The sequence below is a fragment of the Kitasatospora sp. NPDC056446 genome (genome assembly GCF_042796115.1).
Lineage (GTDB): Bacteria > Actinomycetota > Actinomycetes > Streptomycetales > Streptomycetaceae > Kitasatospora.
Genome location: NZ_JBHTRF010000059.1, coordinates 23,366 through 37,384, shown reverse-complemented (window position 1 = coordinate 37,384; position 14,019 = coordinate 23,366). Strand labels below are relative to the sequence as shown.

The following is a 14,019-nucleotide window of genomic DNA, read 5'->3' as shown; positions in this document are numbered from 1 at the left end:
TGTCGACGCCCCAGTGAGCTATGGACAGTATGGGATTGCCTAAAGCCTTTAGGCAAATGGTTTCAGGCGACAGGTTCAGGCGAACGGTGCGGACAAACGGCTGGGCGCGCCCGGATACGGGCGCGCCCAGGAGGAGGCAGCGGAAGAGACGGCGGAGGCTCAGCCGGCCAGGATCACCGTCTCCGCCGGGCCCGAGAAGCCCACCGGCTGCGGCGGGGCGCCGGTCGCGGCGAGCCGGCGGTGCTCCTGCGGGCTGACGCCGCGCACCCGCTTGAACGCCGCCGAGAGGGCGAAGGCGTTGCTGTAGCCGACCTTGCGGGCCGCGAAGGCGACCGTGCACTCGGGCTCGCGCAGCAGGTCGGCGGCGACGGTCAGACGCCAGCCCGCGAGGTACGCCATCGGGGGCTCGCCGACCAGGGCGGTGAAGCGGCGGGCCAGGCCGGCCCGGGAGACCCCGACCCGCTGGGCGAGCTCGGCGACCGTCCAGGCGGTGGCCGGGTCGTCGTGCATCATCCGCAGCACCGGGCCGACCACCTGGTCGTGCTGGGCCCGGTACCAGGCGGGGGCACCGGAGTCGGGGGCGGCGAGCCAGGCGCGCAGGACGGAGACCACCAGCAGGTCGAGGATGCGGTCCAGGACGAGTTCCTGGCCGGGCTCGTTGCGCCCTATCTCGGCGGCCAGCAGGTGCACCAGGGTGTCGTCGGCGCCGGTGCCGGCCGGGCGGACCAGCAGCGCGGGCAGGCAGCCCAGCAGGCGCTGGCCGATCTCGTGCTCGGCCTGGTAGGTGCCGGAGAGGACCACCGAGGAGGCCTGGTCGCCCTCGCGGCCCTGCCCCCAGGTGCGCACGCCGAGCGACATCACCTCGGAGACGTCCACCCCGCCCTTGGTGCAGACCTGGCCGGGGCCGACGATCACGTCGACGGGCGTGTCCGGGTCGTCCGCCACGGTGTACGGCTCCGGACCGCGCACGATCGCCACGTCCCCCGGGTGCAGCAGCAGCGGGGTGCCGCGTTCGGGCAGGATCCAGGCCTCGCCGCGGACCATCGTCACGACCGAGAGCGGGGCCCGGTCCTCGATCCGCAGCGACCACGGCGGGGTGAGGATCGACCGCAGCAGGAACGCGCCGCGGGCCTTGGGGCCGTCGAGGAGTCCTGTCAGAGTGTCCATGCCGCCAAGTGTAGACGGCAGGACATCATTTGACGTCTCGTCATTTGAGAGACTCTTGAGCGATCGAGGTGGCCCGCGGGCCGGAAATGCCGGATGATCTGCCCACGGGGGATCGGACCGGCATGCGCGACGGCCGCACCGCGACGGCCGCGCCGCGGCAGCGGTCCGGCGACACCGACAGCGAGAAGCGAGAAGTGAGGGGCTCACGACGATGGAAACGGCACGCACACTCGTCCTGGTGGCGGCCACTGTCACCTGTGGACTGACCGCCGGACTGTTCTACGCCTACGCGTGCTCGGTCATGCCCGCGCTCGCGCGGGTCGAGGACCGGACCTTCATCGAGGTCATGCAGCGCGTCAACACCGCGATCCTGAACGGCTGGTTCGTCCTCGGCTTCGTCGGCGCGCTCCTGGCCACGGCGGCTGCGGTCGCCCTGCACCTGCCCTCGGACGGCCACGACGTGCTGCCGGCGACCATCGCCGCACTCGTGCTGTACGTGGCGATGATCGGGGTCACCCGCTCGGTCAACATCCCGCTGAACGACGAGCTGGCCTCCGCCGGGACCCCGCAGCGGATCGCCGACCCGGCCGCCGTGCGCGGCCGGTTCGAGGCCCGCTGGGTGCGCTTCAACGTGCTGCGCGCCCTGCTCTCGACCGGCGCCCTCGGCTGCCTCGCCTGGGCGCTGGTCCTCAACGGCCAGAGCTGACAGCGGCACACCACGGTGCCGGGACCCGCGACGGGCGGGGACCGGCACCCGGCGGTTCCGGGCCCGGAACCGGACCCGGCCGGACCCGGCCCGCGCCGTTCGCGCCCCCGCCCGACGCCACCCTGAGCGGACTCAGCCGCACAGGGTGGCGAAGCCGTACCCGCGCGCCTTGAGCGTGGAGATGATCCCCGGCAGCGCGGCCACGGTCTGACTGCGGTCGCCGCCCCCGTCGTGCAGCAGGATCACCGACCCCGGGCGGACGTTGTCCAGCACCCGCGACCGGATGGCCGCCGTCCCCGGCCGGGACCAGTCCGTCGGGTCCACCGACCAGAGCACGACCTGCTTGCCGAGGGCCGCCGCATGCGAGCGCACCGTGCCGTTGACCGCGCCGTACGGCGGGCGCAGGCACGTCGGGGTGCGGCCGGTCCGGGCCCGGATCGCCCGGTCCGTGCTGCCCACCTGGGAGTCGAGCGCGGCGCCGGACAGCTTGCGCAGGTCCGGGTGCGACCAGGAGTGGTTCTGCACGCTGTGCCCCTGGCGGGCGACCTGCGCGGTGAGCGCCGGGTGGGCGGCGACGTTCTGCCCGATCTCGAAGAAGGTCGCCCGCACCCCGTAGCGGGCGAGGGTGGCGAGCACCCTGGGCGTGTAGGCGGGGCTCGGGCCGTCGTCGAAGGTCAGGTAGACGACCTTGCCGGCCTTGGCGGCCCTCGCGCCGGCCGCCTCCGCCGGTGCGGCGGGCAGCGTGACCGCCGCACCCGCCGCGAGGGCCACGGCGAGCGCGCCGATCGCGGTCCGGAGTCCTCCAACTGCCCTGCGCCTGCCGGGTGGTACGGACATGCTTGCTCCCTGCGGTCGGAACTCCGCTGCCACCGGCCAGTCTGCTCCGCCGACCCGGCCGGCGCGACCCGCCGAGGGGCGGGACAGCGCGGAATCGGCCAGCCGGACGGCGGGTTGACCCCGCCCGGTTGCCGGGCGCACCCGCGCGCGACCCGTCGCCCACGACCTCGCAGGACCCGTCGTGCACACCCCGAAAGCCTCGCCTGACACGCCCCCGCAGGCCTCGTCGGGCACGCCGAAGCGCCCCCGACGGGTCCGTCGGGGGCGCCAACCGGCCCGCGGGGCCGCTCCGTTCAGCGCCCGGAGCGTCCGTGCAGCACCAGGGAGCGGGTCAGCGCGGCCAGGCCGCCCGCACAGAGCGCGGTGCGCAGCATGTTGACCGGGACCCAGGTGTCCGCGAACTGGGCGCGGACGGCGGCGAAGTCGTGGATCTGCGACGGGTCACCGGCCGCGGCCAGCTGGTTGTTGAGCGGGATGTTGACACCCATGGTGACCACCAGCGCCACCACGTACAGCGCCGTCGCGACCGCCGCCCACAGCGCCGCCTGCCGCCGGCCCGCCTTGTGCTGCAGCCAGGCGGCGGCACCGGTCGCGACGAAGGCGCCCACGAAGACCAGGCCGAACATGCCGTTCTCGATGGACTTGTTGATGTGCTGCATCGCCGTCACGTACGTCCGGTCGTCGCCGGCCGCGAGGCCCGGCATGACCGCCACGTCGAAGGCGAAGAACAGCCCCGCCATCAGCCCCATCGCGACGGTGGCGCCGACCAGCAGCGGCCCGGCGGCCTTGCTGCGGGTGCCGGGCAGGGCCGCGGCCGAGCCGCCCGGCGCGGAGCCGGGGAAGGAGTGCGAAGCGGTGTAGGAAGCAGGGGTCGCGGTCTGGTTCGAGCGCATAGGTAGTCCTTCGGTTCTCCCCGGTCCCCGCCCAGCGCGGGGACCCTACCGGTGTCCGGCGCACCGGCCTCCTCACCGCTCCCGGCCGCGGCCGGGGTGGACGGTCAGTCGGCCGGCGCCGACCGGCACCGACGATCATCTGAACTGCCGTACGGACGGCAGGCCTTGCTCTTGCGGAGGGAGGGTCGGGTCACGCGTTCCACACGCCCGTGGCCGCTGCGTCCCGGGCGTAGTCCGCGAAGTCCCGAGGCTCCCGCCCCAACGCCCGCCGCACACCATCACCCAACGACGCGTTACGACCGTCCAGGATCACCGAGAACAACTCCGCGAAGTCACCCGGCAGCCCCGCCTCCTCCAACACCCCCCGGTACACCTCCGCCGACACCGCCTCGAACCGCACCCCACGACCCACCGCCCGCGACAACTCCACCGCCACATCCGCGAACGACAGCAACCGCGGCCCCGTCAACTCGTACACCTCACCCGCATGCCCCGCCTCCGTCAGCGAAGCCACCACCACATCCGCGATGTCGTCCGCATCCACGAACGGCTCCACCGCACCCCCCACCGGCAACGCCAACTCCCCCGCCAGCACCGGCTCCAGGAAGAACGACTCACTGAAGTTCTGGTTGAACCACGCGCACCGCACCACCGTCCACGCCGCCCCCGACTCCATCACCGCCTTCTCCCCGGCCTCCGCCGCCTCCTCACCACGCCCCGACAACAGCACCAGACGCCCCACACCCCGCTGCGCCGCCAACCGCGAGAACGCCCCCACCGCCTCCACCGCACCCGGGAACGCCAGATCCGGGTAGTACGTCAGATACGCCGCACTCACCCCCTCCAGCGACGCCTCCCACGTCCCCGGGTCGTTCCAGTCGAACGGCACCGCACCCGACCGCGACCCCACCCGCACCCCGTACCCACGAGACGCCAGCCGCTCCGCCACCCGCCGACCCGTCTTCCCCGTCCCACCGACCACCAGCACGACACCGGCATCGACAGCGAGATCCACCACACCAGCCATCACGATCACCCTCACTCGGAGTAGAAACCAGTCGGATCGGTCGGACGCGGGCCGGATTCCTCGAACCCGCCGTGTCCGTCCTTGTGTCCACCAGTCAATGTCACTCCGGGCCGGCGAACCATAGCCTCCGCACTCAGCTCCATGCGCGAGCGTCTACGCCCCGGTGACGCCCTCGCGATGCCTTCCGCGGCCCCCGCGCATCCGGGCCCGCGTCTCGTCCGCCGTCCACCAGAACACACCCGTGCCGCCCCGGACCACCGGTCTTGACCTGGCCTCCAGCAACCCTTGAGGCGCCGGGGCGCAGGGCCGGCAACTGCCCGGCGGCGGCCTGGAAAACGGCATGGCGGAGGGGCGCGGGGCCGCGCTATGCTCCCCGCGATGACCACTCACCCTGCTCAGGAAATGGGGGTCCCGTCCGCGAAGAGTGAGTGCTGATGCTCACTTCGACCGCGAACGGGAACGACTCCCGCCTCTCCTTCTGGCGGCGCGTACGCGAGTACGCCGTGCCGCCGTCCATGATCGAAACCGCCACCGCCCGCCGCCTGTCCGGTGACTGGGCCGGGGCCTGCGCCGCCGCCCGGATCGAGGTCGACTTCCGCCTCGGAGAGGTCGCCCGGACCCACGGCCGCGGCCTGGCCGACCGGGTGCGCGCCGATCTCCGCTGCCTCGCACCGGACTTGCTGCGCTGGCACCTGCCGAGATCGGCTCCCGACGGACTGCTGCGCCCCGGGCTCACCATGGCCCTGGCGCGGTACCCGGGGGAACGGCCGGTGTCCCTGGTGGTCCGCACCCCGCCCGCCTGGGCGGAGTACGGCCAGCGGATCGCCCTCGCCCTCTGGGACGGCTCCGGGGGCGACGGCGGGCCGCCGCACCCGCATCCGCACCCCAGCCGCCGGTTCCGCTACGACCTGCACCGGCACCTCTGGGACGCCGGGCGCAGCCGGGAGCTCGCCGTACGGGCCGGATCCGGCAGTCCGATCCCGCTGTCCGGTACGGACCCCGGCGGACCGGACGGGCACTGCGCCGTCGACCGGTGGGCCGCCGAAGCCGCGCTGCTGCTGCGCGCCGAGGGGCGCCCGGACGGGCCCGTCCTGGTCCGGGCCGGGCGCCGCAGGCTGGTCCTCGAGCCAGACGGGCGCACCGCGGACGCCGCCGGGGACACCTCGGAGCTGCCACTGCTGCCCGACGCGGCGACCTGGGTGCCGCCCGACCTCGACCTGCTCCGCGGCGGCGCGATCGGGCCGGAGGGCCTGCATCCGCTGGTGGCGGCCGCGTTGGCGCCCGGGCACCCGCCACGGCCGTCGGCGGGCCCGCCCGTTCCGCCGGCGCCCCACCGGCCGGTGGAGTGCCGGGGGGCGCTGCACCGGATCGGCCTGGTCGACGGGGTGGTCGCCCCGCTCGACCACGATCCGGCCGAACTGCGCCGCGAGGAGCTGCTGGCCGCCTTCTCGGGCTCCCCGCTGCCCTGTCTGCGGGCGATCGACCTGGCGCACCGCCGTCCGAACGAACTGGCCGGTGTACACGAGCGGTTGGACCACGGCGACACCGCCGGGGCGCTGGCCGCCGTCGAGGCCCTGCTCGGCCCGGAGGCGGTGCTGCGCGACGGCCCGCTGCGGGACGAGCTGGCGGCGGCCGCCCGGCGCCGGATCGCCTACGGCCTCTACCGGGCGGGCCTGGCCTACCCGGAGCCCGACGCGTACTCGCTTCGCGACCACATCCGCACCCAGGGGCCGCCGCCGCGCCACGCCGTGGGCGGCCGCCCGCGCAGTCGCCCGCGCCTGCGGCGACGCTGAACACCCCCCGCACGAACTCCCTTTCACGCCAGACCCCTTGAGGTGATCACCCCTGCCCGGCACCATGCCCATGCCCGTACCCGTACCCGGCCCCGTGCCCATGCCCGGCGCCGTGCCCGCGCCCGGAGCCGTCCCCGCACACGCCCCCGGAACCGCCCGGCCCGACGCGAGCCGCCTCGACGTCGCCCGCCGACTGCTCGACCTGCTCGGCGACACCGCCACCGAACCGCGCGCCGACACCCAGTTGGAGGCCCTCACCCTGGCCGTCGCCGCCGACCTGCCCGTCCTGCTCTGGGGCGAGCCCGGCATCGGCAAGACCGCCGCGCTCAACCAGCTCGCCGAGGCCCTGGACCTGCCGCTCACCACCGTGATCGCCAGCGTCCACGAGCCCTCCGACTTCGCCGGCCTGCCCATCGTCGGCGACGACCCGGCGCAGCAGGGCGTCCCGATGGCCCCGCCGGACTGGGCGGTGCGGCTGGTCAGGGCCGGGCGCGGGCTGCTGTTCCTGGACGAGCTGTCCACCGCACCGCCCGCCGTCCAGGCCGCGTTGCTCCGGCTGGTCCTGGAACGGCGCATCGGCGCGCTCCGACTGCCGCCCGGCGTACGGATCGTGGCCGCCGCCAACCCGCGCTCCTCGGCGGCCGACGGCTGGGAGCTGAGCCCCCCGCTGGCCAACCGCTTCGTCCACCTCCAGTGGGTGCACGACCACGAGGTGGTGGTGCGCGGTCTCGGCGGGGTGTGGCCGGTGGCCGCCCTGCCCCGGCTCGACGCGGAGGCGCTGCCGTCGGCCGTCGCGCTCGCCCGGCGCGCGGTGTGCGGGCTGCTGACCGCCCGGCCGGAGCTGGTGCACCGGCTGCCCACCACCGAGACGAAGCGCGGCGGCGCCTGGCCGTCCCCGCGCAGCTGGGACATGACGCTGCGGCTGGTCGCCTTCGCGACCGCCGCCGGCTCCTCCCGCGAGGTGCTGTCGCTGCTGGTCCGGGGCACCGTCGGCGACGGCCCGGGCCTGGAGCTGATGGCGAGCATGGACCGGATGGACCTGCCCGACCCGGAGGACCTGCTCGCCGACCCGGCGGGCGCGGTGCTGCCCGAGCGCGGGGACCTGCGCCAGGCCGTGCTGGACGGCGTGGTGGCGGCGGTCCGCAACCGCCCGGACCGGCGGCGCTGGGACGCCGCCTGGGCGCTGCTGGCCCGCGCGCTGGAGACCGGCGCGCCGGACCTGCTGGTCGTCCCGGCCACCACGCTGGCCTCGCTGCGCCGGGAGGACTGGGACGTCCCGGCCGCGATCGAGCGGCTCGCCCCGGCCCTGGCGGTCTCCCGCCGGGCCGACCGGGCCGCCGACCGGGTGGCCGACCGGGTGGCCTCGGGGGCGGGCCGGGTGGCGGCGGGGGCGGGCCGATGAGCGGCACCGCGCCGCCGCCGGCCGCCGACCGGCCCGAGGCCGACCAACCGGAGGCCGACCAAGCGGACGCCGACGGGCCCGGCGCCGATCGGCCCGAGGTCGACCAACCGGACGCCGACGGGCCCGACGCCGACGGGCTGGACGTCGGGAAGCTCTACGCCGCCCGCTTGCAGGCCGCCCGGGCCCGGCCGTACCTGGCGACCGCCCTGTTCGCGCTCCACCTGGTGGGCTCCCGGCAGGTACCGACCATGGCCGTGGACCGCTACTGGCGGTGCTACGCCTCGCCGGCCTTCGTCGACCGCACGCCGGTCGAGGAACTCGCCGGCGTGTGGGTGCACGAGGTCTCGCACCTCCTGCGCGACCACCACGGCCGCAGCGTCCGGATCGCCCGCGCGCTCGGCCTGGAGGGCGCCGCCGCCCAGCTGCGCACCAACATCGCCGCCGACTGCGAGATCAACGACGACGTGTACGGCGACGGGCTGGTCCGCCCCGCCGGGGCCGTCCTCCCCGGCACCCTGCAGCTGCCGTCCGGGCTGCTCATGGAGGAGTACCTGCGCCGGTTCGCCTTTCACCCGCGCGACCTGGACGCGGCCTGGCTGGACTGCGGGAGCGGCGCCGACGGCACCGACCGCCCGTGGGAGCTGGGCCCCGACGGCGCCCACGGGCTGACCGCGCAGGAGCACGACGCCGTCCGCTTCCGGGTCGCCGAGGGGATCCGGGGCCGCCCCGGGACCAGCCCGGCGGGCTGGCAGCGCTGGGCCGAGGAGGCCTTCCACCCGCCGCAGCCGTGGCGGCAGCTGCTGGGCGCGGCGATGCGCTCGGCGCTCTCCGGCGCGGGCGTGGGCGAGGACTACAGCTACGGCCGCCCCGCCCGCCGCTCGGCCGGGGTGCCGGGCGTGCTGATGCCGAGCCTGCGGCGGCGCCCGCCCCGGGTCTCGGTGGTCATCGACACCTCCGGGTCCGTCTCGGACGAGGAGCTGGGCAGCGCGCTGCTGGAGGTCGCGGCCATCGGCCGGGCGGTCGGGGGCCGCCGGGACCAGGTCACCGTGGTCCCGTGCGACGCGGCCGCCCACGGCGTCCACGCGCTGTGCCGGTCGGAGGGCATCCCGCTGCTCGGCGGCGGCGGCACGGACCTGCGCACCGGGTTCCGCGCCGCCCTGCGCACCACCCCCCGGCCGGACGTGGTGGTGGTCCTGACCGACGGCCAGACCAGGTGGCCGTCGGCCGCGCCGTCCTGCCGCACCGTCGTCGGGCTCTTCCCCCGCCCCAGCCGCTACGACGAGGAGGACGAGGACTACCGGCCGGAGTCCCCGCCGGAGTGGGCCCGGGTGGTCACCATCGGGTGAGCGCGGCCGGGGGTGAGCGCGGCCGGGCGGAGGGGTCCGGTGCCGGCCGGCCCCCTCCGCCCGTACCGGCCGGTTCAGCGGACCATGGCCGCCAGCACGCTGCGCCAGTCCTCGCCCGGTTCGGGCGTGAGCGGGCCCGCCAGGGCCTCGGCCCGGTAGCGCCAGGGGCGGCGCAGTTCCTCGTCGGCCTCGGGGCCGACCAGGAGCGGGCTGTCGGAGCCGAGCAGCCGTACCAGCTCGGCGGTGAACTCCGTCCAGGAGACGTGTCCGCTCACCGCGTTGACGACCCGCCCGGCGGCCGGGTGGTCCGCTCCGGCGCAGGCCGAGAGCGAGCGGGCCAGCGCGGCGGCGTGCACCCAGGAGGCGCCGTACCAGTCGTCGGTCACCGGCAGGGCGATCGGGCTGCCGGCCAGCGCCGCCTGGAAGAGGGCGCCGGTGGAGCCCCAGCGGAGCTGGTCGCGCAGCCGGTGGTGCGGGCCCCAGACGATCGGGGCGCGGACGGCGGTGGCCGGGCCCCGGCCGGTGGCGGCGGCCTCGAAGAGGATCCGCTCGCAGTCCAGCTTGGCCTGCCCGTACGGGGTGACCTGCTCGCCGCTCGGGCCGCCCTCGGGGACCTCGGTGCCTGCCGGCCGGCCGTACGCGTCGATGCTGCTGACGAACACGAACGGGCCGCCGCGCCAACCGTCGACCAGGGCGCGCATCGCGGCGAGGTCGGTGGCGTGGTCGGTGAAGGTGCAGGCGGAGTGGATGACGGCGTCCGCGCCCTCGACGGCGCGGCGCAGGCTGTCCGGGTCGCCGAGGTCGCCCTCCGCCACCTCCGCGCCGTTGAGGGCGGGCAGGTGGGTGGACTCGGGCCGGACCAGTACGCGGACCGGCCGGCCCTGGGCGATCAGCTCCTGGAGGACCGCCGCCCCGACTCCGCCGGTGGCGCCGGTGAGCAGGATGGTGCCGGCCCGGGGGCGGGTGCCGGTGCGCGGGCGGGGGCCGGCCAGGGCGAGCGCGGCGCGGCGCTCCTCCTCGCGGGTGGCGAGCAGCGTGGCCAGGGCGCCCGGGGTGCGCTGTTCCAGGATGTCGAGGCCGGTGAGCGGCAGCCCGGTGCGGGTGCGCAGGCGTTCGGCGAGCTGGACGGCGACCAGGGAGTGGCCGCCGAGGGCGAGGAAGTCGCCGTCGGCGGGCGGGGTGGTGCCCAGCAGTTCGCCGAACGCCTCCCGGACGGTGTCCAGCGGGCCCTCCGGCAGCCCCGCACCGGCCCGCGCGTTGTCGGCCTCCGTGCTTCCGGGGTGCGCGGCGGCGCCGGGCAGCCGGTCGTGGTCGGGGGTGCCGTCCGGGTGCCGGGGGATCCGGTCCACCAGCGTGACCGCGAGCGGGAGTTCGGCGACCGGGAGGCGCGCGCGCAGAGCGGCCCGGAGCTGGGCGCCGGTCGGGGCGACGGGCCCGCGCACCACCGCGTAGGCGAGCGGCGGCCCGTCGGCGCGGGTGACCACGGCCGCCTCGACGACCCGGGGATCGGCCGACAGGCCTGCCACCACCGGGTGTTCGGCCGCGACCAGAAGAGTCCCCGGCAGCTCCGACAGCTGCCGGTCCGCCTCCCCCGCCACGGCCGTGAGCACGGCCGCGAAGGCCTCCAGCAGCCGGCCGGCCGTGGTCGCGTCCAGCGCGTCCCGGTCGTGCTGGACCAGGCAGCGCGGCGCCGGACCGTCCTCCAGCAGCAGTGCCAGGCCGAACTTGGCGAGCCCCAGGTCGAGTTCGACGCTCTCGGCCGCCAGGCCCGGCAACGTGAGCGGCGCACCGGGCCGGACCACATCGCAGGTGACCGACAGCAGCGGGGTGCCGTCCGCGCGGCGCGCCGCCGCGCCGAGCCGCTCGACCACCAGGTCGAAGGGCACGTCGTGGTGCTGCTGCGCGGCGAGCAGCTCGGCGCGGACCGCCGCCAGCAGCTCGCCGAAGGACCCGCCGCCGGACGGCTCACCGTCCGGGGTTGCGGAGCGGTCGACCCGCACCGCGAGGGTGTTGACGCCGAGGCCGACGGTGCGCCGCAGCTCGGGCCGGGCCCGGTGGCCGCTGGCGCAGCCGAGGACGAGGTCGTCCTGCCCGGCGGCCGTGCGCAGCGTGGCGAACGCGGCGGCCAGCACAACGGTGAACAGCGTCGCGCCGTGCCGGGCGCCGAGCCGGCGCAGCCCGTCCACCACGCCGGGCTCCAGCGGGGCGGTGTGCAGGGCGGCCCGGCGCTCCCGGGCGCCGGGCGGGACGGCCCGCAGCAGCGCCGGCGGGCGGGCGCCGGCCAGGCGGGCGGCGATGGTGTCGGCGGCGGCCGTCAGTTCGGCGTCCCGGGCCCGCTCCTGGCGGGCGTACTCGGCGTACGAGGGGCCGGCCGGCTGGAGTCGGGGCACCGTGCCGGCGCACTCGGCGGCGTAGAGCGCGGCGAGGTCGGCGGCGAGCACGGGCAGGGAACCACCGTCGACGGCGATGTGGTGGATCGTCAGCAGCAGGGTGTGGTCCTCGGGCCCGTGCCGCAGCAGCAGGGCGCGCAGGACCGGGCCCGCGGCCAGGTCGAACGGGCGGGCGGCCTCGGCGGCGAGCCGCTGCGCGCCGCCGGCGTCCGTCCCGACGACACCTTCCCCGTCGGCGGCGTCGAGCACCGGCAGCGGGACCGGGGAGGCCGGGTCGATCCGCTGGTACGGCTGCTCGTCGTCCCGGCGCGGGTAGCGGGTGCGCAGGACGGCGTGCCGCTCGGTGAGCGCGGTGAGCGCGGCGGCGAGGGCGGCCCGGTCGAGCGGGCCGCGCAGCCGGGTGGCGATCGGGACGTTGTAGAGGGCGCCGCCCTGGCCGAGGTGGTCCATCAGCCACATCCGCTGCTGGGCGTGCGAGAGCGGCGCCGGGCCGGTTTCGCCTGCCTGGCCTTCCTGGCCGGTGGGGCCGGTGGGGGCGACGGGGGTCTCGGTGCGGCGGCTGCGGGCGCGGCGCAGCAGGTCGGACTGGTCCACGGCGGTCACCGCTCCCCTCCGGTGGTCTCGGCCGAGCCGTCGGCTCCGGCCGTTCCGTCGGCACCGTCGGCGCCGTCGGCGCCGTCGGCGGCCCGCAGGGCGCGTTCGAGCAGCGCCGCCTGTGCGGCGACGGTCGGGTGGTCGAGGAAGTCGGCGAGCGAGAGTTCGACGCCGAGGTCCTCGCGCAGGTCGTCGACGACCCACATGGCGAGCAGGGAGTGCCCGCCCTCGGCGAGGAAGTCGGCGGCCGAATCGGTGATCGGGCGTTCCAGGGCCCGGCTCCAGGCCTCGGCGACGACCTGCTGGATCGGGGTGAGGTCGCCGCCCCGGGACGGGCGCCGCTCGGCCGCGTCGTCGGCGGCCAGGGCCCGCCGGTCCACCTTCCCGGCGCCGGTCAGCGGCAGTGCGGCGAGCACGGTCCAGGCGGTGGGCACCAGGTGGGCGGGCAGTCGCTCGGCGATCCGGGCGCGCACCGTCTCGACCGCGTGGGCGGCTCCTTCGGCGAGGACGAGGCAGGCGGTGAGGGCGGCGTCGGCCTGCCCGGCCCGGCGGACCACGACCGCGGCCTCGGCGACCTCGGGGAGCTGGAGCAGCGCGTGCTCGACCTCGCCCGGTTCGATCCGGAAGCCGCGCAGCTTGACCTGCTCGTCCGTCCGGCCGTGGAACTCCATGACGCCGTCGGGCCGTTCGCGGACCAGGTCGCCGCTGCGGTAGGCGCGGCCGAGGCCGGGCAGTTCGCGGAAGCGCTCGGCGGTCAGCTCGGGCCGGTCGAGGTAGCCGAGGGCGAGGCGGTCCCCGCCGATCCAGAGTTCGCCGACCGTGCCCGGGGGCACCGGCGCGAGCCGCTCGTCCAGGACGAGGGCCCGGGCGCCGCCGTAGGTCCGGCCGATCGGGATCGGGCCGGCGCAGTCCGCCGGGGTGACCCGGTGCAGGGTGGTGAAGGTGGTGGCCTCGGTCGGACCGTAGACGTTGACCAGTTCCAGCCAGGGGAAGGCCCGCAGCACCGAGCCCGCGTGCTCGGGCGACAGCACCTCGCCGCCGACGGCCACGGTGCGCAGCACCCCGAAGACCCGGGACTGGCGGGCGGCGAGGTGGTGGAAGAGCGCGCTGGTGAGCAGCAGGGTGGTGACGCCGAACCGTTCGACGTCGCGGCCGAGTTCCTCGGCGGTGGGCCGGTCGGCCGGGGAGACGGCGATGGCGGCGCCCCGGGCGAGCGGCGCCCACAGCTCGAAGGTGGAGGCGTCGAAGGTGACGGCGGAGTGGAAGAGCACCCGGTCGCGGGGGCCCACGGCGATCGCGCCCGGGGCGGTGACCAGGTCGGCGATCGCGCCGTGCGGGACGAGGACGCCCTTGGCCCGTCCGGTGGAGCCGGAGGTGTAGAAGACCAGGGCGGGCGCGGCCGGGTCGGCGGCGGCGGGCGCCGCCGCGGGGGTGTCGGTGTCGTCGGTGCCGTGCTCGGTCAGGACGAGGGTCCGGTCCTCGGCCAGTCCGGACTCGGCGAGCAGCGCCTTGTCGCCGAGGACGAGGCGCGCTCCGGCGTCCGTGGTCATCTCGGCGATGCGCGGGCGCGGGTAGGCCGGGTCGAGCGGCAGGACGTGGCCGCCGGCCCGCCAGACCGCGAGCTGGGCGACGACGAGGCGGGTGGAGCGGGCGCAGAGCAGGCCGACGGCACTGCCGGGGCCGATCCCCCGGGCGGCCAGGACGGTGGCCAACCGGTCGGCGGCGTCCAGGAGTTCGCTGTAGGTGAGGATGGTGGTGCCGTCGGTCACGGCGAGCGCGTCGGGCTGCTGCCGGGCCTGTCGGGCGATCAGCGCGGGCAGGGTCGCGGTGGTCATGGTGGTTCCTTTCCGGGCGCCCCGGCGGT

The 14,019-nt window shown here is 76.4% G+C and carries 10 protein-coding genes; 4 read left to right on the top strand and 6 right to left on the bottom strand.

Annotated elements, in window-relative coordinates:
• Nucleotides 1-159: 159 nt before the first annotated feature.
• Nucleotides 160-1,167, bottom strand: coding sequence for an AraC family transcriptional regulator (locus ACFQ6N_RS29295; protein ID WP_380655321.1), 1,008 nt, complete (start codon nucleotides 1,165-1,167; stop codon nucleotides 160-162).
• A 238-nt stretch (nucleotides 1,168-1,405) separates the two neighbouring features.
• On the opposite strand from ACFQ6N_RS29295, the gene ACFQ6N_RS29290 reads away from it, so the two are divergent.
• Nucleotides 1,406-1,873: a DUF1772 domain-containing protein gene (locus ACFQ6N_RS29290; RefSeq protein ID WP_380655319.1), complete on the top strand. Its 468-nt coding sequence runs from the start codon at nucleotides 1,406-1,408 to the stop codon at nucleotides 1,871-1,873.
• Nucleotides 1,874-2,005: 132 nt separating this feature from the next.
• Here ACFQ6N_RS29290 and ACFQ6N_RS29285 read toward each other — a convergent pair whose 3' ends face one another.
• The 3 genes from ACFQ6N_RS29285 to ACFQ6N_RS29275 all read right to left on the bottom strand — a co-directional run bounded on the left by ACFQ6N_RS29285 (nucleotide 2,006) and on the right by ACFQ6N_RS29275 (nucleotide 4,630).
• Nucleotides 2,006-2,710 (bottom strand): polysaccharide deacetylase family protein, encoded by a 705-nt coding sequence (locus ACFQ6N_RS29285; protein WP_380655317.1) that lies wholly within the window; start codon nucleotides 2,708-2,710, stop codon nucleotides 2,006-2,008.
• Between the two features lie 293 nt (nucleotides 2,711-3,003).
• A complete protein-coding gene (locus tag ACFQ6N_RS29280) occupies nucleotides 3,004-3,603 on the bottom strand; it encodes a DUF1772 domain-containing protein (RefSeq protein WP_380655315.1) in 600 nt (199 codons plus the stop codon).
• A gap of 190 nt (nucleotides 3,604-3,793) precedes the next feature.
• Complete coding sequence (locus ACFQ6N_RS29275; RefSeq protein WP_380655367.1) at nucleotides 3,794-4,630, bottom strand: NmrA family transcriptional regulator; 837 nt, start codon at nucleotides 4,628-4,630, stop codon at nucleotides 3,794-3,796.
• A 434-nt stretch (nucleotides 4,631-5,064) separates the two neighbouring features.
• Between ACFQ6N_RS29275 and ACFQ6N_RS29270 the strand changes: the two genes are divergently transcribed.
• The 3 genes from ACFQ6N_RS29270 to ACFQ6N_RS29260 all read left to right on the top strand — a co-directional run bounded on the left by ACFQ6N_RS29270 (nucleotide 5,065) and on the right by ACFQ6N_RS29260 (nucleotide 9,171).
• On the top strand, nucleotides 5,065-6,423 hold the full coding sequence (locus ACFQ6N_RS29270) for a hypothetical protein (protein ID WP_380655312.1): 1,359 nt from the start codon (nucleotides 5,065-5,067) through the stop codon (nucleotides 6,421-6,423).
• A 100-nt stretch (nucleotides 6,424-6,523) separates the two neighbouring features.
• Nucleotides 6,524-7,825 (top strand): AAA family ATPase, encoded by a 1,302-nt coding sequence (locus ACFQ6N_RS29265; protein ID WP_380655364.1) that lies wholly within the window; start codon nucleotides 6,524-6,526, stop codon nucleotides 7,823-7,825.
• Nucleotides 7,822-9,171 carry a VWA-like domain-containing protein gene (locus ACFQ6N_RS29260; RefSeq protein ID WP_380655309.1) on the top strand — a complete coding sequence of 450 codons (1,350 nt, stop codon included), beginning with the start codon at nucleotides 7,822-7,824 and terminating at the stop codon, nucleotides 9,169-9,171. The genes ACFQ6N_RS29265 and ACFQ6N_RS29260 overlap by 4 nt, the downstream gene beginning before the upstream one ends.
• Nucleotides 9,172-9,245: 74 nt before the next feature.
• Here the strand turns inward: ACFQ6N_RS29260 and ACFQ6N_RS29255 are convergent, their stop codons facing one another.
• Both ACFQ6N_RS29255 and ACFQ6N_RS29250 read right to left on the bottom strand, forming a co-directional pair.
• A complete protein-coding gene (locus tag ACFQ6N_RS29255) occupies nucleotides 9,246-12,164 on the bottom strand; it encodes a condensation domain-containing protein (RefSeq protein WP_380655306.1) in 2,919 nt (972 codons plus the stop codon).
• A complete protein-coding gene (locus ACFQ6N_RS29250) occupies nucleotides 12,161-13,990 on the bottom strand; it encodes a non-ribosomal peptide synthetase (RefSeq protein WP_380655303.1) in 1,830 nt (609 codons plus the stop codon). Before ACFQ6N_RS29250 ends, ACFQ6N_RS29255 begins: the two co-directional genes overlap by 4 nt.
• Nucleotides 13,991-14,019 lie beyond the last annotated feature (29 nt).

Bases quoted from the DNA above. Each gene is read 5' to 3' on its own strand.
- ACFQ6N_RS29270 (WP_380655312.1), top strand. From the start codon at position 5,065: ATGCTCACTTCGACCGCGAACGGGAACGACTCCCGCCTCTCCTTCTGG.
- ACFQ6N_RS29275 (WP_380655367.1), bottom strand. From the start codon at position 4,630: ATGGCTGGTGTGGTGGATCTCGCTGTCGATGCCGGTGTCGTGCTGGTG.
- ACFQ6N_RS29280 (WP_380655315.1), bottom strand. From the start codon at position 3,603: ATGCGCTCGAACCAGACCGCGACCCCTGCTTCCTACACCGCTTCGCAC.
- ACFQ6N_RS29250 (WP_380655303.1), bottom strand. From the start codon at position 13,990: ATGACCACCGCGACCCTGCCCGCGCTGATCGCCCGACAGGCCCGGCAG.
- ACFQ6N_RS29285 (WP_380655317.1), bottom strand. From the start codon at position 2,710: ATGTCCGTACCACCCGGCAGGCGCAGGGCAGTTGGAGGACTCCGGACC.
- ACFQ6N_RS29265 (WP_380655364.1), top strand. From the start codon at position 6,524: ATGCCCGGCGCCGTGCCCGCGCCCGGAGCCGTCCCCGCACACGCCCCC.
- ACFQ6N_RS29295 (WP_380655321.1), bottom strand. From the start codon at position 1,167: ATGGACACTCTGACAGGACTCCTCGACGGCCCCAAGGCCCGCGGCGCG.
- ACFQ6N_RS29260 (WP_380655309.1), top strand. From the start codon at position 7,822: ATGAGCGGCACCGCGCCGCCGCCGGCCGCCGACCGGCCCGAGGCCGAC.